This window comes from Paenibacillus sp. GYB003, from assembly GCF_036577625.1.
Taxonomy (GTDB): Bacteria; Bacillota; Bacilli; order Paenibacillales; family NBRC-103111; genus Paenibacillus_AB.
In genome coordinates, this window is record NZ_JARBDC010000051.1 from 24,172 (window position 1) to 44,001 (window position 19,830).

Consider the following 19,830-nt stretch of genomic DNA (forward strand, 5'->3'; position numbering starts at 1 on the left):
CCTATGATAAACGTATCGTTCATGTCGCCGAATTCGTTGCAGCCGGGCGTCGGCTTCGGTTCAGGCGTCGGAACGGCCAAAGGGACGGGGGCGAACGGCTTCGGCGGCGACGCGGGATTTGCCGCAGCGCTCGTTCATGCGCTGCTCGGTCAACAGGCGGCCGGTTCTTCGGAGCTGACGGGCATGCTGCCGGCAGGATTGTTCGCGAAGGTGATGTCGGCGGAAGCGGGCGATCGCGATTCGCAGCTCGGCGAACTGCTGGCCGGCTTGATCGGACGGACGGACGCGGGCTTACAGACGGATGCGAACGGCTCGAACCGCTCCGAGCTGACCGGCGCCATGCTGATCGGCATGCTGGAGAAGCTGCTGCAGGGCGATTCGGCGTCCGGCGATCCGAAGCCCGGCGACCTGCTCGCGAGCTGGCTCGACGGCTTGCAAGACGGGCAATCGGGCGATAAGGAAGACGTTTTGAACGACATGATGGCTTTATCGGATTTGGCCCAAGCGATCGTAACGCAATGGCAGCCGGTCGAGCCGCGGTCCGACGATCAGGCGGAACAAGCTTCGATATCAATCGAAACGATCGAACCGGACGCTGCCCGTACCGAACGGACGGCGGACTTGCTCCAAACGCTGAGGCAGCTGGCGGAGCTGGCGAAAACGAATCCGGACGAGCCGGAATTGATCGGCCTCGTAAAAACGTTCGAGCAGATGATTCAAACCGACGTCCTGGAGAGGAACGTATCATCCGCAAGCGGCACAGCGCAGCTCCAAGCCGCGGTTCAGGCGAATGCCGATCCGTTGGCAGCCGGACATACGAACGGCGCGGCGGTTATCCCGTTTCCGACACCGGCCAAACCGAAGCAGGCGGAAAGCGGCATGCCGCACAAAACGGCGGTCGTCCCGCAAACGCTGCTTCGCGCAGCCGACCTGAAGGAGCGGCTTGAGGCGCTCGCGGCGAAGGCAAGCCTTCTGCCTCATATCGCGACGGTTCAATCCGGCGGCGAGCGGGAGTCGGTCGAAGCGCTGCAAGCCGAAGCGGCGGAGACGAATGCGGACGGCGCGGACGGAATGCCGCTGCAGGCGCATCATGCGGCCCGCCATGTGACGGCGGCGACGGCTCAAACCCAACCGCAACCGCAAACGCATGTCGTTCATGCCGACCGGTTCGCGGACGAGATGGCGCAAGCGCTCAAATCGTTGAAGGTAAGCGCGGCCGGCGGGCTGTCGGAAGTGCGGATTACGCTTATGCCGGAGCATCTCGGGCATGTCGACGTCAAAGTGACGATGCATAACGGTCAAGTCGTCGCCCAATTCGCGGCGGACTCGGCTCACGGCAAAGAAATGCTCGAAGGCCAGCTGTCGCAGCTGAGAGCGATGCTGCAGACGCAGGGGCTCCAGGTCGACCGGCTTGAAGTGACGTTGTACGATCCGCAGCAAAACGGCGCGTTCCAGGATGCCGGAGAGCAGCGGCAGTCGCAGTCCGATCGCAGAGGGAAGCAAGAGTCCGCGGACGGAGGCGAATCGGCGGGCGATTTCTTGAAGCAGCTGGAAAGCGCGGCCGGTATCGGACCGAAAGCGGCGGACGGCTTCGACGTTACGGCTTAACCGCACGTCATCGTCCATTTGGAGGGATTTCGATTGGCAACAGTTGCCGTTTCGAACGGAACGTATTATTACAAAAATGGCGTCGAGAAGCAGAAAACCGGCTCGAGCAGCCTGGGAAAAGACGAATTTTTGAAAATATTGGTCACCCAGCTGTCGAACCAGGATCCGACGCAGCCGCTTCAGGATAAAGAATTCATCGCGCAGATGGCGACGTTCACATCGGTCGAGCAGCTTACCAACATGGCCGGCGAAATGAAGCTGCTGCGCCAATCGATCGGCTTCAGCTCGGCGCTGATCGGCAAAACGATCGGATGGACGAAGGTCGATTCGAACGGGGACGAACAGAATATGTCCGGCGTCGTCGAATCGATCAAGCTGAAAGACAACAAGCAGTTCGCCCTCGTCGGCGAAAACGAAGTGCCGGTCGATCAAATAACCGAGATTAAAAATTAGCAGGTGTTTGCCATGACCGATCGAATGACAGTCGGACAACTGTACCCGAACGCCGTTACGCCGGCCGCGTCCGCGAAACGATTCGATGCGGGCGTACGTCCTAAAAACACGGCCCCGTCGTTTCAGGACGTGCTCAGCGACAGCCTCGTGCGGATCAGTCACCACGCCGGCGTCCGGCTGCAGCAGCGCGGAATCGAGCTGAAACCGGAGCAGATGGATAAAATCGGTTCGGCGATCGAGAAGGCGGCGGCCAAAGGCGCGAAGGAATCGTTAATTTTGATGGACAATATGGCGATGATCGTCAATGTGAAGAGCAAAACGATCGTCACCGCGATGGACGGCTCGGCGATGAAGGACAACGTGTTCACGCAAATCGACAGCGCCGTCATCATTTAAACCCGTTTTTTTACAGGCCGGCCCTCATACGGAAGCCTGGGGCTGCGGATCGCTTGAAGCGGCCCATACCGACCGCATGTACATAACGTTTAGGAGGAACCCGAATGCTTAGATCGCTATATTCCGGCGTATCCGGGATGAGAGGCTTTCAAACGAAGCTGGACGTTATCGGCAACAATATCGCGAACGTCAATACGATCGGCTTCAAAGGCAGCCGCGCGATGTTCAAGGACATTTTGAGCCAAACCGTAGCCGGCGTAACGGCGCCTCTCGACGGCAACGGCGGCGTGAACGCCAAACAGATCGGACTCGGCGTGACGCTGGCCGCCATCGACACGATTCATACGCCGGGAAGCGCGATGACGACAAACGTCGTAACCGACGTGCGCATCGACGGCGACGGATTTTTCGCCGTTCGCGACGGCGAGGACGGCGGCATTTTCTTGACCCGCGACGGCAACTTCAAGATTGACGCGGCGGGCCAAATCGTAACGTCCGACGGATACCGGGTAATGGGCGCCGACGACGTGTTGCCGGCCATCGATACGGCGGCCGTTACCGCGTTCTCGATCGACCAGAACGGCCAGTTCATCGGCGTCAACGTCGACGGCACGTCGGCGCCGATCGACGGGATGCAAATCGCGCTCGTCAAAGTGACGAACCCGTCCGGCCTGGAGAAGGTCGGAGGCAATATGTACCGGGTCACCCCGAACGCGATGGAAGGCGACATCGTCTTCTCCGCTCCGAACGATCCCGCCGTCGGTACGGGGGCGATCATTTCCGGACAGCTGGAAATGTCGAACGTCGACCTGACCGGCGAATTTACGGAAATGATCGTCGCGCAGCGCGGCTTCCAGGCGAACTCCAAAATCATTACGACATCGGACGAAGTGCTGCAGGAAGTGCTCGGCTTGAAACGATAACGACGGTTGACGGGGCGAGGGGGTCTCCCCCTCGCCGCCGGCAAGCCGCAGCGCGGATGACGGGAGGGAAGCCATGATACCGGTAACGAGACTCAACGGCAGCAAGCTGACCATTAACGCTTTGTTGATCGAGACGATCGAAGAAACGCCGGACACGCTCATCACGCTGACGACCGGGAAAAAATTTATCGTAACCGAGAACGTATCGGACGTCGTAAGCTTGGTGAAAGCGTACATGAACCAGATCGGATCGATCCGAGTCGCCGTTAAGAATAATGACCCGGGGGGCTCATAGTCATGTTCAAGAACAAAATGCTGCAATGGTTAATCATGATCCTCATCGCCATCACGTTGATCGCGCTCGCCAGCTTTATCCTGTGGGAATATTTGGACGCGAAATCGCAGCCGAGCGACCCGCTGGAGAAAGCCGCCAATTCGGTCGAAGACGTGAAGGCCAAAAAGATGACCGCGCAGCAGGAAAAAGAAAACAGCGTGGAAATCAAAGAGATTTTGACCAACTTGACGGGTAAACATTACGTCAAAGTGAGCTTCTCCTTCTTGCTCGACAATGCCAAGGCGAAAGAGGAATTCGAGCTGCTTACGCCGCGGGTCCGGGCGATCATCCTGCAGACGCTCGCCGATTTGACCGCGGAGCAGGCCAGCGGCTCCAAAGGCCAAGATTTGATCAGTACGACGCTTATTAACAAAATAAACCCGATTTTATCCAAAGGTAAATTGGTGCGTGTCGACATTACGGACATCAACATCGTGAGTAATTAAGCGTAGCCGCGGATAAGGGGGTGATGGAATTGGTAGACGTACTATCGCAAAACGAAATCGACGCCCTGCTCGCGGCGCTGTCGTCCGGCGAAATGGACGCCGAGGAGCTGAAAAAGGAAGAAACGCAGAAAAAGGTGCGCGCGTACGACTTTAAACGCGCCGTCCGGTTTTCGAAAGACCATATTCGCAGCTTGACGCGAATTCATGAAAATTTCGCCCGTTATTTGACCACTTATTTTTCGGCGCAGCTTCGGACGTTCGTGCAAATCAACGTCGTCCAGGTGGAGCAGCTGCCGTACGACGAGTTCATACGATCCATACCGAAAATGACGATTTTAAATATATTCGAGGCGGAGCCGCTCGAAGGACGCATGGTGCTGGAGGTGCATCCGAACGTCGCCTTTGCGATGCTGGACCGGATGCTCGGAGGGCCCGGCAGCTCGCCTCCCAAAATCAACGCGCTGACGGAAATCGAAACGATCGTCATGGAGCGCATTTTCAGCCGGGCGTTCGACAGCCTGCAGGAAGCCTGGAAAACGGTCATCGACTTGTCGCCGAGGCTGGAGGCGCTGGAGACGAATCCGCAGTTCATGCAAATCGTTTCGCCGAACGAAACGATCGCGCTCATATCGCTTACGACGAAAATCGGCGATACGTCGGGAATGATCAACCTTTGTATTCCGCACGTCGTCATCGAGCCGATCATGCCGCGATTGTCCGTGCATCACCAATTTTTGTCCCAACGCAAAAGCCGCGCTCCGGAAGAAGTGGAGGCGCTGCAGGAACGGGTTTACAAGGCGAAGCTTCCGGTCATCGCGGAGCTCGGCGAATCGGTCATTACCGTCAAAGAGTTTTTGCATTTGGCCGCCGGGGACGTCATTTCTTTAAACAAGCAGGTTGACGAAGGGCTGCATATCAAAGTAGGGGATAAACTCAAATTTATCGGAAGTCCGGGAACCGTTAAAGACAAACTCGCCGTGCAAATCACGGAGATTGTCAGCGAAGGGGAAGAAGAACATGACGAGTAAAGATTATTTATCGCAGGAGGAAATCGACGCCCTGCTCCGGCAGACGAGCGAAGATTTCGGCGGCGGTTCGTTGTCGGTCGGCGGTCCTTCGGTAGACGATTACCTCAGCCCGATCGAGCAGGACGCATTGGGGGAAATCGGCAACATCACGTTCGGCAGCGCGGCGACCGCCCTATCGACGCTTCTCGGCAAAAAGGTCGATATCACGACGCCGAAAGTGTCGGTCATCGCCCGCGCGGAGCTCGAGTACGAGTTCCCGAAGCCGCATGTCGCCATTCACGTCAACTACGTCGACGGCTTCGACGGCATCAACTTGCTCGTCATCAAAACGAGGGACGCGCAGGTGATCGCCGATCTGATGATGGGCGGCACGGGCAACGTGACGGACGATATGGAGCTTTCGGACATTCATATCAGCGCCGTTCAGGAAGCGATGAATCAGATGATGGGCTCGTCGGCGACGTCCATGTCGACCATATTCAACCGGTTCGTCAACATTTCTCCCCCCGGCATCAACATTCTGGACCTGCAAAACGGGGAAGGCAAAGAGCAGCTGCCGCGCGAAGACGTGTTCGTCAAAATATCGTTCCGGCTCATTATCGGCGATTTGATCGATTCGACGCTCATGCAGCTGCTTCCGGTATCGTTCGCGAAAGATATGGTTTCGACGCTGCTCGGCGGCAGCGGCATGGACCAACCGCCCGCGCCTGCGCCCGCTCCGGCCGCATCGGCACCGGCTCAAACGCCGCCGCCAACGCCGAAACCGGAACCGACGCCCGGCTACGCGAACCCTGCGCCGGCGCCGCAAATGCCCGGGCCGCATTACGAGGATCCGTACGCGCAGCAGCCGATCATGTACCAGCAGCAAATGCCGCAGCAGCCGATGATGCAGCAGCCGCATATTCCGGCCAACTACGGAGGCGTTCCCGGTCGCAGCGTCAACGTGCAGCCGGCGCAATTTTCCAGCCTGGGCGGTCCTTCCGTTCATGCGGACGAAACGAATTTGAATTTGCTTCTCGATATCCCGCTCAAAGTGACGGTCGAGCTGGGGAGGACGAAGAAGCTGATCAAAGACATATTGGAGTTTTCCCAAGGATCGATTATCGAGCTCGATAAGCTTGCCGGCGAGCCGGTCGATATTTTGGTGAACAACAAGCTGATCGCCAAAGGCGAAGTCGTCGTCATCGACGAAAATTTCGGGGTGCGCGTGACCGACATCATCAGCCAAATGGATCGCATTCAAAAATTACAATAATTTTGGGAGGAAGACGGAACAATGGCTAACAAAATCTTAATCGTAGACGATGCAGCATTCATGCGAATGATGATTAAGGACATCCTGACCAAAAACGGGTACGAGGTTGTCGGGGAAGCGCAGGACGGGGCCGTGGCGGTGGAAAAATATAAAGATTTGAAGCCCGATCTCGTCACGATGGACATTACGATGCCGGAAATGGACGGGATCGCCGCCCTGAAGGAAATCAAAAAATTCGACGCGGGCGCGAAAGTGATCATGTGTTCGGCCATGGGTCAGCAGGCGATGGTCATCGACGCGATTCAAGCCGGCGCCAAAGATTTTATCGTCAAACCGTTCCAGGCGGACCGCGTCATCGAAGCGATCAAGAAGACGTTGGGGTAACGTCATGATCGCGGGGGAACGGGCAAAACGGCTCCGCATGCGTATCGGGCTAGCCGCCGCGGCCTTATGCTCGATCGCGTTCATGCGGAGCTTCGCGACGACCGCTTATGCGGACGAAAGCCCGAATCCGGATCCGTTTCGTTCCGGAACGGGTTTGCCGGCCGCTTCCGGCGATTCCGGGGCGATGTTCGTCGCGATGGCGAAAGTGATTTTTTTCCTTATTCTTATTATCGGCATCTTCTTGGTTATTATGAAGGTTTTGGCCAAAAAAAAGTGGAGCTGGACGTCGGGCCGTGCGGTTTTCCACTCGCTCGGGGGATTGACGGTCGGGCCGAACAAATCGGTGCAAATCGTGGAAATCGGCAGGTCGCTTTACGTTCTCGGAGTCGGCGACGACGTCAAGCTGATCCACAAAATCGACGATCCCGAGGAAATCGCGTACATCACCGCCAGCCTGTCGCCGGACTCCGCGTCGGGAGCGTTCGGCTGGCAGAAGCTGCGCGACCTGCTCGGCGGCCCGACGAAACGCGAGACGCAAACGGTGGAGGATGAAACTGAGGTGGCCGCTACTTTTCAAAGCGTGTTCCAGTCGAAGTTGAAGCATATGGCGGACCGCAAAAAAATAATGGAAGATTTGCTGCAAGACGATCGCGGCGCCGATCGCGACAGCCGGAAGCTCGATCCATGAAACGGCATGCCGCGGCGCTAGTCGCTTTACTCGCGGTATGGCTGTCCTATCCGGGACAAGCGTTCGCCGCCGACCCGATCCCCGGCATCGATATCAACATCGGCAGCGGGGAAGGAGCCGCAGGCGCGACGAATACGGTCACGCTTATTTTGCTCATTACGGTGCTCAGTCTCGCGCCGGCGATCTTGGTGCTGATGACGAGCTTCACCCGGATCGTCATCGTGCTCGGCTTCGTGCGAACGGCGCTCGGTACGCAGCAGATGCCGCCGAACCAGGTGCTGATCGGACTCGCCCTGTTTTTGACGCTGTTCGTCATGTCGCCCACGATCGCTCAAATGAACGAGACGGCGATACAGCCTTACCTGAGAGGGGAAATCACCCAATCGGACGCGCTGACGAAGGCGGCTCTGCCGTTAAAAAAATTTATGGCGGCGCAAACCCGCGAAAAAGATTTGATGCTGTTTTTGAACTATGCGAAGGCGGAGAAGCCGAAAGGCATCGAAGACACGCCGCTCACCGCGCTCATCCCGGCGTTTGCGATCAGCGAGCTGAAGTCGGCGTTTCAGATGGGCTTCATGATTTTCATCCCGTTTCTCGTCATCGACATGGTCGTCTCGAGCACGCTGATGGCGATGGGTATGATGATGCTGCCGCCGGTCATGATTTCGCTGCCGTTCAAAATATTGCTGTTCGTGCTGGTGGACGGCTGGTACTTGGTCGTCAAGTCGCTGCTCGTAAGCTTCCATCCGCCCGTCTAACGGGAACGGGGGAAGCCGAATCGACACCGGAAAGGAGAGGGAGGCCGTGAGCTCCGAATTCGTTATCCGCATCGCCGGCGAAGCCGTTTATACCGTATTGAAAGCAAGCGCGCCGATGCTTCTGCTCGCGCTCGCGGTAGGCCTTCTCATCAGCGTTTTCCAGGCCGCCACGCAAATTCAGGAGCAGACGCTCGCGTTCGTGCCGAAAATCGTCGTCGTCCTGCTGTCCATCCTGATGTTCGGACCGTGGATCCTGCAAACGCTCGTCGACTATACGTTCCATTTGCTGGACAACCTGCACAAGTTTATCGGGTAAGGAGCCTCCGTCATGGAACAGTGGATTCCTTACTTGCCGAACTGGCTGCTCATTTTTTGCCGCATCACCGCGTTCATGCTGGCCGCTCCGGTATTTTCGACCCGGGGCATTCCGTCGCAATGGAAAATCGGCCTTTCGGCGATCATCGCGTTTTTGGCGTTTCCCGCGGCGGGTTTGCAAGAGCCGACCGTCATCGACGGACTGTTCGTCTTGTCGATCGTGCGCGAGGCGCTCGTCGGGCTGCTGCTCGGCTTTACCGCCTACCTATTTTTCACCGCGGTGCAGATCGCCGGCTCGTTCATCGACATTCAGATGGGCCTCGGCATCGCCAACGTGATCGATCCGATGACCGGCGCGCAAAGCCCGCTGATCGGCAATTTCAAGTTTATTTTGGCGATGCTGCTGTTTATGACGTTCAACGGGCACCATTACTTGTTCGACGGCTTGATCCGAAGCTATGAATGGATACCGCTCGGCAACGGACTTTTTGCCGCCATTGAGGGCGGGAGCGTGCACGAATCGCTGCTGCGGTCGTTTTCCGGCGTGTTCGCGATGGCGCTGCAAATGTCCGCTCCGCTCGTCGTCGCGCTGTTTTTGACCGACGTCGGGCTCGGCATCTTATCCAAAACCGCTCCGCAGTTCAACATTTTCGTCGTCGGCGTCCCGATCAAAATCATCGTCGGATTTTTGCTGCTCGTGCTCGTGCTGCCCGGCTTCGTTTATTTGTTTCAAGATTTGTTCGGCTCCATGTTCCAATCGCTCGACCAGCTGACGAAGCTGATCGGGAATGCGCCGAAATAATGCCGCAGCCGTTTGGGGGTGAATGACGTGTCGCGTTTTACGCTGCCGCTCGATCTGCAGCTGTTCGCCGGCGAAAAAACGGAGAAGGCGACGCCCAAGAAGCGGCAGGAAGCCCGCCGCAAAGGGCAGGTCGCCAAAAGCATGGAGCTTCCGTCCTCGCTCATTTTGTTCGGCGTCGTGTTGCTGCTGTTCGGGTACGGCACCCTGATGCGCGGGAAAATCGAAACGTTGTTCGTCTCGACGTTTCACGATTATATGGACATGGACATGACGCTGAACAACGTATCGTCCTTGTTCGGACGGCTTATTTTCGAAGGGATGGTGCTGCTGGCCCCGATCTTCGGAGCGGCCGTGGCGATGGCGCTGCTCGCTTCGTATTCGCAGATCGGCTTTCTCATGACGGCGGAGCCGTTCAAGCTGTCGTTCAGCAAGCTCGATCCGATCAAAGGGATCGCCAATTTGTTCAAGCTGCGCGCGCTCGTCGAGCTGCTCAAGTCGATCTTGAAAATGACCGTCATCGGACTCGTCGTCTTTTACACGATATGGAGTTCCCGCGATCAGCTGATCGAGATGGGGCGCTGGCCGCTCGTTCATACGTTTTCGTACACGGCCCGGCTCATTTTGATGCTCGGCGTGGAAATCGCCGTCATCCTGCTCGTTCTCGCGTTGTTCGACTATATGTACCAACGGTACGAATACGAGAAAAACCTTCGGATGTCGAAGGACGAGGTGAAGCAGGAATTCAAAAATTCCGAAGGCGACCCGCTCATCAAGGGCAAAATCCGCGAAAAGCAGCGGCGGATGGCGCTGCAGCGGATGATGCAGGACGTGCCCAAGGCGGACGTCGTCATTACGAACCCGACGCACTTCGCCGTGGCGATCCGCTACGATCCGAAGCAATCCGAAGCTCCGGTCGTCATCGCCAAAGGAATGGATTATATCGCGCTCAAAATTCGCCAGGTGGCGGAGGAGCACGGCATCGTCAAAATGGAAAACAAGCCGCTGGCCCGCGCGCTGTACGATCAGGTCGAAATCGGGCAAACGATTCCGGCCGATCTGTTTCAGGCGGTGGCCGAAGTGCTGGCTTACGTATATAAGCTGAAAGGGAAAACGACCGTCACTTGAATCCGGAAGCCGGCATCGATTGACGGGGGAGTTCACGGAAAAGGAAAGGAGGGCGCTATCGATGCGAACGAGAGATTTGTTCATATTGTCGGGCATCATCGGGATCATTCTCATGATGGTCGTCCCCATTCCTCTCGCCCTGCTCGACTTTTTGCTCATTGTCAACATATCGATAGCGCTCATCATTATTTTGATCGCGATGAACACGCAGCAGGCGCTCGACTTTTCCATCTTTCCGACGCTCCTGCTCATTACGACGCTGTTCCGGCTCGCGCTCAACGTATCGACGACGCGGAACATTCTTAGCGAGGCGGAAGCGGGAAGCGTCGTCGAGACGTTCGGCTCGTTCGTCGCCGGCGGCAATATCGTCATCGGCTTCATAGTGTTTTTAATCCTCGTCGTCGTTCAGTTTATCGTCATTACGAAAGGCTCGGAACGCGTGGCCGAAGTCGGGGCGAGGTTTACGCTCGACGCGATGCCGGGCAAGCAGATGGCGATCGACGCCGATCTCAATTCCGGCCTGATCAACGAGCAGGAGGCGAAGGAGCGGCGCAAAAAGATCGAGCGCGAGGCGGACTTTTACGGCGCGATGGACGGCGCCAGCAAATTCGTCAAGGGCGACGCGATCGCCAGCATCGTCATCCTGTTCATCAACATGATCGGCGGCCTTATTATCGGTGCGACGTATCACGGCATGTCGCTCAGCGAATCGCTGCAAACGTTCTCGATTCTGACGATCGGCGACGGCCTCGTCAGCCAAATTCCGGCGCTGCTCATTTCGTCGGCCGCCGGCATCATCGTGACGCGCGCCGCCTCCGAAGGCAATCTCGCGACCGACTTGACCGCGCAGCTGTTCAGCTATCCGAAGCTTCTGTACGTCGTGGCGGCGACGATCCTGTTTCTCGGCTTGTTCACGCCGATCCATCTCGTGACGACCGTGCCGATCGCCGGCTTGCTCGCCTTGGCCGCCTACCGGATGCAGCGCAACTTGTCCCGCCGGGCGGAGGAAACGGAGCAGCTGGTCGAGGAGCAAAAAATCGAAGAAGTGCGCAGTCCGGAAAGCGTCGTGTCGCTGCTCGCGGTCGATCCGATCGAATTCGAATTCGGATACGGCCTCATTCCGCTCGCGGATACGAATCAGGGCGGCGATTTGCTCGACCGGATCATTTTGATTCGCCGGCAGTGCGCGCTCGAGCTCGGGCTTGTCGTCCCGGTCATCCGCATCCGCGACAACATTCAGCTGCGGCCCAACGAATACGTAATCAAAATCAAAGGCAACACGGTGGCGCGCGGCGATTTGCTGATGGGTCATTATTTGGCGATGAGTCCCGGCATCGAGGACGATTCGATCGTCGGCATCGAAACGACCGAACCGGCGTTCGGCCTGCCGGCGCTCTGGATCGACGAAGCGATGAAGGAACGCGCGGAGCTGTCCGGCTATACGGTCGTCGATCCGCCGTCGGTCGTCGCCACCCATTTGACCGAAGTCGTCAAACGGCACGCGCACGAGCTGCTCGGACGCCAGGAGACGAAGACGCTCGTCGAAAACGTCAAGGAAACGTACCCGGCGCTCGTGGACGAGCTCATTCCGAACGTGCTTTCGATCGGCGACGTACAGAAAGTGCTGGCCAAGCTGCTCAAGGAAAAAATATCGATTCGCGACCTCGTGACGATATTCGAGACGCTCGCCGATTACGGCACGTACACGAAAGATCCCGACATTTTGACCGAATATGTGCGGCAAGCGCTGTCCCGGCAAATTACGAACCAGTACGCGAGCTCGGGACAATCGCTCAAAGTCGTCACGATCGGGCCGGCGCTCGAGAAAAAAATCGCCGACAGCGTGCAGCAGACGGAGCACGGCTCCTATTTGGCCATCGATCCGGTCTCGTCGCAAACGATATTCCAGAACATATCCGAACAGGTCGGCAAGCTCGTACAGCAGGGCCAGCCGCCGGTCATATTGGCTTCGCCGACGATTCGGATGTATTTGCGCCAGCTGCTCGAAAGAACGATGCAGGACATTACCGTGCTTTCGTACAGCGAGCTTGAGCCGCAAGCCGAAATTCAAAGCGTAGGGGTGGTGAACTTATGAGAGTGAAACGGTACGTAGTCGATTCGATGCCGGACGCGCTGCAAAAAATTCGCGCCGATCTCGGCAAGGACGCGGTTATTCTGAACACGAAGGAAATCCGCTCCGGAGGCTTCCTCGGCTTGTTCGGCAAAAAGAAAATCGAGGTGATCGCCGCAACCGACTCCAGCCAGCCTCAGCCGGCCGCCTCCGTTCCGGCGTCGCTGCCGAGGCAGGCCGTTTCGGCGGGCTCCGCTTTCGCCTCGCATATGGAGGAGGCGGTCGCCGTCGCCGCCAGGGAATCGTCCGCCGCCCCCGTCGCCGTGGCGGCGTTCGGCGCGCCGATCGCTCCGCCGCCGCCGAAAGCCGCGCAGGCGGCGCCGCGAATCCGGGGGAAGGACGAGCTGCTGCTCGACGAAATCAAGCAGATGAAAGAGATGGTCGCCAGGCTGTCGAGCGGCCAGCCGAACGGGCCGGCGTATCCGGAGCCGATCGCGAAGTACGAGCGCACGCTGCTCGATCACGAGATCGCCCCGGATCTCGTCGAGCGGCTGCTGCAGGGGGCCGCGGAGCGGTTCGAGAGCGAAACGTCCCCGAAGACGGAGGAGTTCGCCCGCGAATGCGTCCGGGACCAGCTGAAGGGCATTTTGCATGCGCCCGGCCCGAAGGGCATTGCCGCCGATACCCGCATCGCCCACTTCGTCGGACCGACCGGCGTCGGCAAGACGACGACGATCGCCAAGCTCGCGGCGGAGCAGGTGCTGAAGCATAACCGGAAAGTCGGTTTCATTACGTCGGATACATACCGAATCGCCGCGGTCGAGCAGCTGAAAACGTACGCGACGATATTGAACGTGCCGCTCGAGGTCGTTTTTTCGCCTCAGGAGCTCGCGCGCGCGTTTCAACAGCTGCAGGATCGCGACATTATTTTCATGGATACGGCCGGACGCAATTTTCGAAACCAGATGTACGTTTCCGAGCTGAATTCCCTTCTGCAGACGAATGGGCGCAGCGAGACGTATCTCGTCCTGTCGCTCACGTCGAAATATAAAGACATGAAGGCGATCACGGACAATTTCGCCAAATTCCGGCTCGACAAAGTGCTGTTCACGAAAATGGACGAGACGCAGTCGTACGGCTCCATCGTCAATTTGCTGTACGATTTTCCGCTCCGGCTCTCCTATACGACGAACGGCCAAAACGTGCCGGAAGACATCGCCGTGACGAATGAAGACCGATTGATCGACTTGCTGCTGGAGGAACGCGATTCATGAGCGATCAAGCGCAAAGCCTGCGAAACATGGTGCGGACGCAGTCCGATTCTCGCGCGCGGAATACGAGAATCGTTACGGTGACAAGCGGCAAGGGCGGAGTCGGAAAATCGAACTTTACGCTCAATTTCGCGCTCGCGCTGCAGAGAAAAGGATTCAAAGTGCTGGTGTTCGATGCCGATATCGGTCTCGCCAACATCGACCTGCTCATGGGCGCATCGCCGAAATACAGCTTGTACCATCTGCTTAAGCGGGAAAAAAGCATTTGGGACATCATTTACAAAGGGTACCACGATCTGGAGTTCATCGCCGGCGGCTCGGGCTTCAACGATTTGATCCGGCTGAGCGAGGCGGAAATCGACTATTTCGCCCAGCAGGTGAACGAGCTGAACGGCCATGTCGATTTCATCATTTTCGATACGGGCGCCGGTCTTTCCAAGGAGACGCTCAAATTTATCGTGGCCGCCACGGAAACGATCGTCGTCACGACGCCCGAGCCGACCGCGATTACGGACGCTTACGCGATCATCAAAATGGTCAGCGCGATGGGGCACGAGGTGCGGTTCCGGCTCGTCGTCAACCGGGTCGCCGAAGCGAACGAAGGGAAGCAAACGGCCGACAAGATCGGCCTGGTCGCCAAGCAATTTTTGAATCTGGATATCGAGGCGCTCGGCTTCGTGGAAGATGACGTCAGCGTCAGCAAGGCGGTCAAAAAGCAAGTTCCGTTCACCGTCGCCTACCCGACGTGCCCGGCTTCGCGCAGCATCGAACGTCTCGCCGACCGGTTCGTGACCGGAGAGGCCGCTCCGGAAGCGCCGAGCGGGGGAGTGAAAAGCTTTTTAAACAAAATGATAAAGCTGCTGAAATAGGCGACCGGCAAAACGATGACATCTAGATGGGGTGAATGATATGACAAAGCATACCGTTTTGGTTGTCGACGATTCCGTCTTCATGCGCAAAATCATCTCCGACCTGATCAAGGAGGACGGCCGGTTCGAGGTGATCGACACCGCGAAAAACGGCGTGGAAGCCGTCGACAAAGCGAAACGCCTTAAGCCGGATGTCATTACGCTCGACATCGAAATGCCGGAGATGAACGGGCTCGAAGCGTTGAAGCGCATCATGGCCGAGCACCCGATACCGGTTATTATGCTCAGCAGCTTGACCGAGGAAGGAGCGAAGGAGACGATCGCCGCCCTGGAAATCGGGGCCGTCGATTTCGTGCGCAAGCCTTCGGGCTCGATCTCGCTCGACTTGTTCAAAGTCAAGTCGCTGCTTATCGACAAGCTGTCGATCGCGGTGCAAACCCGCGTCATGCGTCCGTTGTCCGCACCGTCCGCACCTTCCGCTCCTGCTGCGACGACCGCCGTCGACCGCGCAAGCGCTCCGCTTTCGCGGCCGAAGGAATGGACGGCATCGCCGGGCGGCGACCGGATCGAAAGGGTCGTCGCGATCGGTACGTCGACCGGGGGGCCGCGGGCGCTGCAGCAAGTCGTCTCGGCGCTGCCCGAACGGTTTCCCGCCCCCGTGCTGATCGTTCAGCATATGCCTCCGAACTTTACGAAGTCGCTCGCCGCGAGACTCGATTCGACCTCGCGCATTCACGTAAGGGAAGCGGCCGACGGGGAACGGCTTCATAACGGCGTCGTTTACATCGCGCCGGGGGGCTGGCATATGATCGTCAAAAAGGACGACGCCGGTTATAAAATACGCCTTTCCAAAGACGCGCCGCGCAGCGGACACCGCCCTTCGGTCGACATGCTGTTCGAATCGCTGCTGCCGTTTCGGGAGCTGAAGCGGCACGCGGTGCTCATGACCGGCATGGGCAGCGACGGGTCGAAAGGGATGCAGGCGCTCCGGCAGGCGGGCGCGATCGCGACGATCGCCGAAGCGAGCGAAACGTGCGTCGTCTACGGCATGCCCCGCGCCGCCGTCGAGCTCGGGTGCGTGACGCATCAGCTTCCGCTTCACCAGATCGCCGCGAAGCTGACGGAGCTCGTCGCGCCGGAGCAGTCGAAGCAGTAAACGATAAAACAGGGGGTGCCCGCCGTATGGAGATGAATCAATATTTAAGCATGTTTATCGACGAGTCGAGGGAGCATTTGCAGGCGCTGAACGACAACATGCTGAAGCTGGAAGCGAGTCCGGAAGACACCGGCATCGTGCAGACCATTTTCCGCTCGGCCCACACGCTCAAAGGAATGTCCGCCACGATGGGCTTCGAAGACATGGCGTCGCTGACCCATGAAATGGAAAACGTGCTCGACCTGGTACGCAACCATAAGCTGGCGATGAATCCGTTTATTTTCGACGCGATATTCAAAAGCTTGGACAGCCTCGACGCGATGGTCGAAGATATCGTGGCCGGCGGCACGGGCAAAGCCGACGTTTCGGCGATCGTCGCCGTGCTGAAATCGATCGTTTCCGGCGATTACGGGAACGGCGGCGGCGCGGGAGCCGCAGCCGCTCCGTCCGCGGCGTCCGATGCGGAGCTGGACGAATTCCAATATTCCGTATTGATGCAGTCGCTCGAATCGGGACTGCAAGTGTACCGGGTCGAAGTGTCGGTCGATCCGTCTTGCGTGCTCAAGGCCGCTCGCGCCTACATGGTGTTCAACGTGCTCGAACAAAACGGCGAAATCGTCAAATCGACTCCGTCGGTCGAAGATATCGAGAAAGAAAAGTTCGACACTACGTTTTCCGTCTACGTGCTGTCCGAAACCGGTTCGGACGAGCTGCAGCGGCAAATCGGCAACATCAGCGAAATCGTGGCGGTGACGGTCGAAAAGCTGGATGCGGACGGCTTGAAGCGCCGCATGGAGCGCCCGTACGAACAGGCCGCTCCGGCCGAAGCGTCGGCCGCCCGGAAGGAGGCCGCTCCGGCGGCTCCGGCGGTCAAAGCCGAAACGGCCGCGCCGAAAGCGGCCGGCGGCGCCGCGGTCGCTTCCCGGACGATCCGCGTCGACATCGAGCGTCTCGACGTGCTGATGAACTTGTTCAGCGAGCTGCTGATCGACCGCGTCCGGCTGGAGCAGCTCGCCAGCGAAGTGCGCCGGAACGACTTGACCGAGACGGTCGAGCATATGGCGCGGGTCAGCAGCGATTTGCAAAATATCGTGCTGAAGCTGCGGATGGTGCCGGTCGACAACGTATTCAACCGGTTTCCGCGCATGGTTCGCGATTTGGCCAAGTCGCTCGACAAAAAGGTCGATTTGATCATTACGGGCGCGGAAACCGAGCTGGACCGGACGGTCATCGACGAAATCGGCGATCCGCTCGTCCATCTGCTTCGCAATTCCGTCGACCAAGGCGTCGAAACGGTGCCGGAACGGCTGGCGGCGGGCAAGCCGGAAACGGGGACGGTCCACCTGCGCGCTTTCCATAGCGGCAACCACGTCTTTATCGAAATCGAGGACGACGGCAAAGGGATCAACCGCGACAAAGTGCTGGAAACGGCCCTGAAGCGCGGCGTCGTGACGCCCGACCAAGCCAAGTCGCTTTCCGACGAGGAAGTATACCTGCTGCTGTTCGCGGCCGGATTCAGCACGGCCGATAAAATATCGGACATTTCCGGGCGGGGCGTCGGTCTCGACGTCGTCAAAACGAAAATCGAATCGCTCGGCGGCCATGTGCAGGTCAGCTCCAGGCTCGGCGCCGGCACGAAGTTTTCCGTCCAGCTGCCGCTCACGCTGTCGATCATTTCCGCCATGCTCGTCCGTCTCGGCAGCGAAAAGTACGCGATCCCGCTCTCCTCGATCGTCGAAACGGCGGTCGTGCGCAAGGAGCAAATCCGCAGCGTGCACGGCAACAAAATGATGGAATTCCGCAGCGGCATCATTCCGCTTTTATCGCTGAGCGCGCTGTTCGAGGTGCCGGACTATTCCGAAGCGGACGAGAACGAGACGGAAATCGTCGTCATCCGCAAGGGCGACAAGCTGGCGGCGCTTATGGTCGAGGAGTTTATCGGCCAGCAAGAAATCGTGCTCAAGTCGCTCGGCAAATATTTGACGAATTTGTTCGCCGTATCCGGGGCGACGATTCTCGGCGACGGTCAAGTCGCGCTAATTATCGATACGAACGCACTGATTAAATAATGGAGGGATTCAGCATGGCAGAAGAACTCAAAGTAATCGTATTTTCGCTTGCGCACGAACAATACGGCGTCGAGGTGGACAAGGTGCGGACGATCGAACGGATGCAGCCGCTCACCCGCGTGCCGAAAACGCCCGCCTTCGTCAAAGGCGTGATCAACCTGCGCGGCGTCGTCGTGCCGGTGATCGATCTGCGCGGCCGGTTCGGGCTGCCCGAAGCCGACTACACCGACAATTCGCGCATCATTATCGTCGGCGTGGGCGACCTGGAGGTCGGCATGATCGTCGATACGGCGAACGACGTGGTCGACGTGGACGGCGACGCGATCGAGCAGCCTCCGGAAATCGTCGGCGGCATTCGCGCCAAATATTTGCGCGGTCTGGCCAAGCTCGGCGAAGGGAAGCTGCTCGTCCTGCTCAATCTGGAGGAAGTGCTCAATAAAAGCGAAATCGTGCAGCTCGAGCTGTTCGGGGAATAACGATGCGGGATTTCCAACGGTTCGAGGACTTTCAGCTGGACGTGCTGAAGGAAGTGGGCAACATCGGCGCCGGCCATGCGGCTACGGCCTTGTCCAAGCTGCTCGCCCGGCCTGTCGACATGCAGGTGCCTCTCGTCAATATGCTGCCGTTCGAAGAAATCATCGAACTGCTCGGCGGCTCGGAGCAAATCGTGCTGACGATTTTTTTGCGCGTAACGGGCGACGCCCCCGGCAATATGTTTTTTATAATGACGCGGCAATCGGCCAAAAAACTGCTGAAGCATTTGGCCGGCATCGAAAGCGAGGACGACGATTCGTATACGGACATGGAGCTTTCGGCGCTGAACGAAATCGGCAACATTTTGGCCGGCTCGTACGTGTCCTCGCTCGCGGATTTTACGAAGCTGACCATGATTCCTTCCGTCCCGTCGCTGGCGATCGACATGCTCGGCGCCGTCGTCAGCTACGGACTGATCCAGTACGGGGAAATGGGAGACAACGCATTGTTCATCGATACGAAGTTTTTGGAAGGGAATGATGCCGTGGAAGCCCATGTGTTCTTCGTGCCGGATCCCGAATCGTTCGGCAAACTGTTCGGCGCCCTGGGAGTGCCTCTCGAATGACCGCGGACACATACATAAAGGTAGGCATGGCCGATTTGAACGTGACGTCGGGGACGGGCATTTTGAAAACGACGGGGCTCGGGTCGTGCGTCGGCGTCACGCTGTACGATCCGAAGGCGAAGGTGGCGGGGATGGCGCACGTGATGCTTCCGTCGTCGGACATCGCGAAGGAGGGCAGCCTCAATATCGCCAAATACGCGGATACGGCCATTCCCGAATTGGTCGACCGGATGGCGCGTCTCGGCGCGGCCCGTTCGCGAATGGTGGCGAAGCTGGCGGGAGGCGCGCAAATGTTCGCGTTCGGCACGACGAGCGACACGATGCGGATCGGCCCCCGGAACGTCGAATCGTGCAAAGCGCGGCTGAAGCTGCTGGACATTCCGGTCGTCGCGGAAGATACCGGGGGAAGCTTCGGACGGACGATCGAACTGCATACGGAAAACGGGATTCTCGTTTTGCGAACCGTACAACAAGGAGTCAAGGAACTTTAGCCATGATCGGGACTGTGCGCTGGAATTTGGTTGTCGGTTTTTTCGGTTTTTTGCTTACGTTCTTCCTGTCCGCATCCGCCAACTTTATATGGCGGGCGCTGCTTCACGGCACATACAGCTTTTTGATCCTGTTTGCCTTCGTATTTGCCATGCGCTGGGTACTCGGGACGCTGGTCGGATTGAAAAGCGTAACGGTCGCGGGCGCCGCCCCCGTTGCGGGTCAGACCGTCAACGAAACGACTCCCGACGATCAGGAGCAGTTGAACGAGCTGCTCAAGGAACAGCTGGG

General features: G+C 58.2%; 23 protein-coding genes. All 23 read left to right on the plus strand.

The genetic code is table 11. The features are described 5' to 3' along the window. Positions 1 to 3: 3 nt before the first annotated feature. Positions 4 to 1,608 (plus strand): flagellar hook-length control protein FliK, encoded by a 1,605-nt coding sequence (locus PV407_RS16860; protein ID WP_332091089.1) that lies wholly within the window; start codon positions 4 to 6, stop codon positions 1,606 to 1,608. A 33-nt stretch (positions 1,609 to 1,641) separates the two neighbouring features. Then, positions 1,642 to 2,061 (plus strand): flagellar hook capping FlgD N-terminal domain-containing protein, encoded by a 420-nt coding sequence (locus PV407_RS16865; RefSeq protein WP_332091090.1) that lies wholly within the window; start codon positions 1,642 to 1,644, stop codon positions 2,059 to 2,061. A gap of 12 nt (positions 2,062 to 2,073) precedes the next feature. Continuing rightward, positions 2,074 to 2,457 carry a TIGR02530 family flagellar biosynthesis protein gene (locus PV407_RS16870; RefSeq protein ID WP_332091091.1) on the plus strand — a complete coding sequence of 128 codons (384 nt, stop codon included), beginning with the start codon at positions 2,074 to 2,076 and terminating at the stop codon, positions 2,455 to 2,457. Between the two features lie 104 nt (positions 2,458 to 2,561). Further along, entirely contained in the window at positions 2,562 to 3,380 is an 819-nt protein-coding gene (locus PV407_RS16875) for a flagellar hook-basal body complex protein (protein ID WP_332091092.1), read from the plus strand. Between the two features lie 73 nt (positions 3,381 to 3,453). Then, positions 3,454 to 3,675, plus strand: a complete 222-nt coding sequence (locus tag PV407_RS16880; protein ID WP_332091093.1) for a flagellar FlbD family protein — start codon at positions 3,454 to 3,456, stop codon at positions 3,673 to 3,675. Positions 3,676 to 3,677: 2 nt separating this feature from the next. After that, complete coding sequence (locus PV407_RS16885) at positions 3,678 to 4,160, plus strand: flagellar basal body-associated FliL family protein (RefSeq protein WP_332091094.1); 483 nt, start codon at positions 3,678 to 3,680, stop codon at positions 4,158 to 4,160. A gap of 29 nt (positions 4,161 to 4,189) precedes the next feature. Next, entirely contained in the window at positions 4,190 to 5,188 is a 999-nt protein-coding gene (fliM, locus tag PV407_RS16890) for a flagellar motor switch protein FliM (protein ID WP_332091095.1), read from the plus strand. Then, a complete protein-coding gene (gene fliY, locus PV407_RS16895; RefSeq protein WP_332091096.1) occupies positions 5,178 to 6,443 on the plus strand; it encodes a flagellar motor switch phosphatase FliY in 1,266 nt (421 codons plus the stop codon). Before fliM ends, fliY begins: the two co-directional genes overlap by 11 nt. A 21-nt stretch (positions 6,444 to 6,464) precedes the next feature. Then, complete coding sequence (locus PV407_RS16900; protein WP_332091097.1) at positions 6,465 to 6,827, plus strand: response regulator; 363 nt, start codon at positions 6,465 to 6,467, stop codon at positions 6,825 to 6,827. Positions 6,828 to 6,864: 37 nt separating this feature from the next. Beyond that, positions 6,865 to 7,515 carry a flagellar biosynthetic protein FliO gene (locus PV407_RS16905; protein WP_332091098.1) on the plus strand — a complete coding sequence of 217 codons (651 nt, stop codon included), beginning with the start codon at positions 6,865 to 6,867 and terminating at the stop codon, positions 7,513 to 7,515. Then, positions 7,512 to 8,273, plus strand: a complete 762-nt coding sequence (gene fliP / locus PV407_RS16910; protein ID WP_332091099.1) for a flagellar type III secretion system pore protein FliP — start codon at positions 7,512 to 7,514, stop codon at positions 8,271 to 8,273. Before PV407_RS16905 ends, fliP begins: the two co-directional genes overlap by 4 nt. Positions 8,274 to 8,319: 46 nt before the next feature. Beyond that, a complete protein-coding gene (gene fliQ / locus PV407_RS16915; RefSeq protein ID WP_332091100.1) occupies positions 8,320 to 8,589 on the plus strand; it encodes a flagellar biosynthesis protein FliQ in 270 nt (89 codons plus the stop codon). 12 nt (positions 8,590 to 8,601) lie between these two features. Next, entirely contained in the window at positions 8,602 to 9,390 is a 789-nt protein-coding gene (gene fliR / locus PV407_RS16920; RefSeq protein ID WP_332091101.1) for a flagellar biosynthetic protein FliR, read from the plus strand. Positions 9,391 to 9,417: 27 nt separating this feature from the next. Further along, entirely contained in the window at positions 9,418 to 10,515 is a 1,098-nt protein-coding gene (gene flhB / locus PV407_RS16925; protein WP_332091102.1) for a flagellar biosynthesis protein FlhB, read from the plus strand. Positions 10,516 to 10,576: 61 nt separating this feature from the next. Continuing rightward, positions 10,577 to 12,610: a flagellar biosynthesis protein FlhA gene (flhA, locus tag PV407_RS16930; RefSeq protein ID WP_332091103.1), complete on the plus strand. Its 2,034-nt coding sequence runs from the start codon at positions 10,577 to 10,579 to the stop codon at positions 12,608 to 12,610. Beyond that, positions 12,607 to 13,860: a flagellar biosynthesis protein FlhF gene (gene flhF, locus PV407_RS16935; protein WP_332091104.1), complete on the plus strand. Its 1,254-nt coding sequence runs from the start codon at positions 12,607 to 12,609 to the stop codon at positions 13,858 to 13,860. Before flhA ends, flhF begins: the two co-directional genes overlap by 4 nt. Beyond that, positions 13,857 to 14,726 (plus strand): MinD/ParA family protein, encoded by an 870-nt coding sequence (locus PV407_RS16940; protein ID WP_332091105.1) that lies wholly within the window; start codon positions 13,857 to 13,859, stop codon positions 14,724 to 14,726. The genes flhF and PV407_RS16940 overlap by 4 nt, the downstream gene beginning before the upstream one ends. Before the next feature lie 40 nt (positions 14,727 to 14,766). Then, the gene (locus tag PV407_RS16945) at positions 14,767 to 15,882 is read left to right on the plus strand and encodes a protein-glutamate methylesterase/protein-glutamine glutaminase (protein WP_332091106.1); all 1,116 of its coding nucleotides are present in this window, start codon (positions 14,767 to 14,769) and stop codon (positions 15,880 to 15,882) included. Between the two features lie 26 nt (positions 15,883 to 15,908). Then, positions 15,909 to 17,951, plus strand: coding sequence for a chemotaxis protein CheA (locus PV407_RS16950; RefSeq protein ID WP_332091107.1), 2,043 nt, complete (start codon positions 15,909 to 15,911; stop codon positions 17,949 to 17,951). 14 nt (positions 17,952 to 17,965) lie between these two features. Beyond that, positions 17,966 to 18,427 carry a chemotaxis protein CheW gene (locus PV407_RS16955; RefSeq protein WP_332091108.1) on the plus strand — a complete coding sequence of 154 codons (462 nt, stop codon included), beginning with the start codon at positions 17,966 to 17,968 and terminating at the stop codon, positions 18,425 to 18,427. Between the two features lie 2 nt (positions 18,428 to 18,429). Further along, complete coding sequence (locus PV407_RS16960; RefSeq protein WP_332091109.1) at positions 18,430 to 19,050, plus strand: chemotaxis protein CheC; 621 nt, start codon at positions 18,430 to 18,432, stop codon at positions 19,048 to 19,050. Further along, positions 19,047 to 19,541, plus strand: coding sequence for a chemotaxis protein CheD (locus tag PV407_RS16965; RefSeq protein WP_332091110.1), 495 nt, complete (start codon positions 19,047 to 19,049; stop codon positions 19,539 to 19,541). The genes PV407_RS16960 and PV407_RS16965 overlap by 4 nt, the downstream gene beginning before the upstream one ends. Positions 19,542 to 19,543: 2 nt before the next feature. Further along, positions 19,544 to 19,830, plus strand: a 287-nt coding sequence (locus tag PV407_RS16970) for a hypothetical protein (protein WP_332091111.1), incomplete at its 3' end; no start/stop codon positions are given.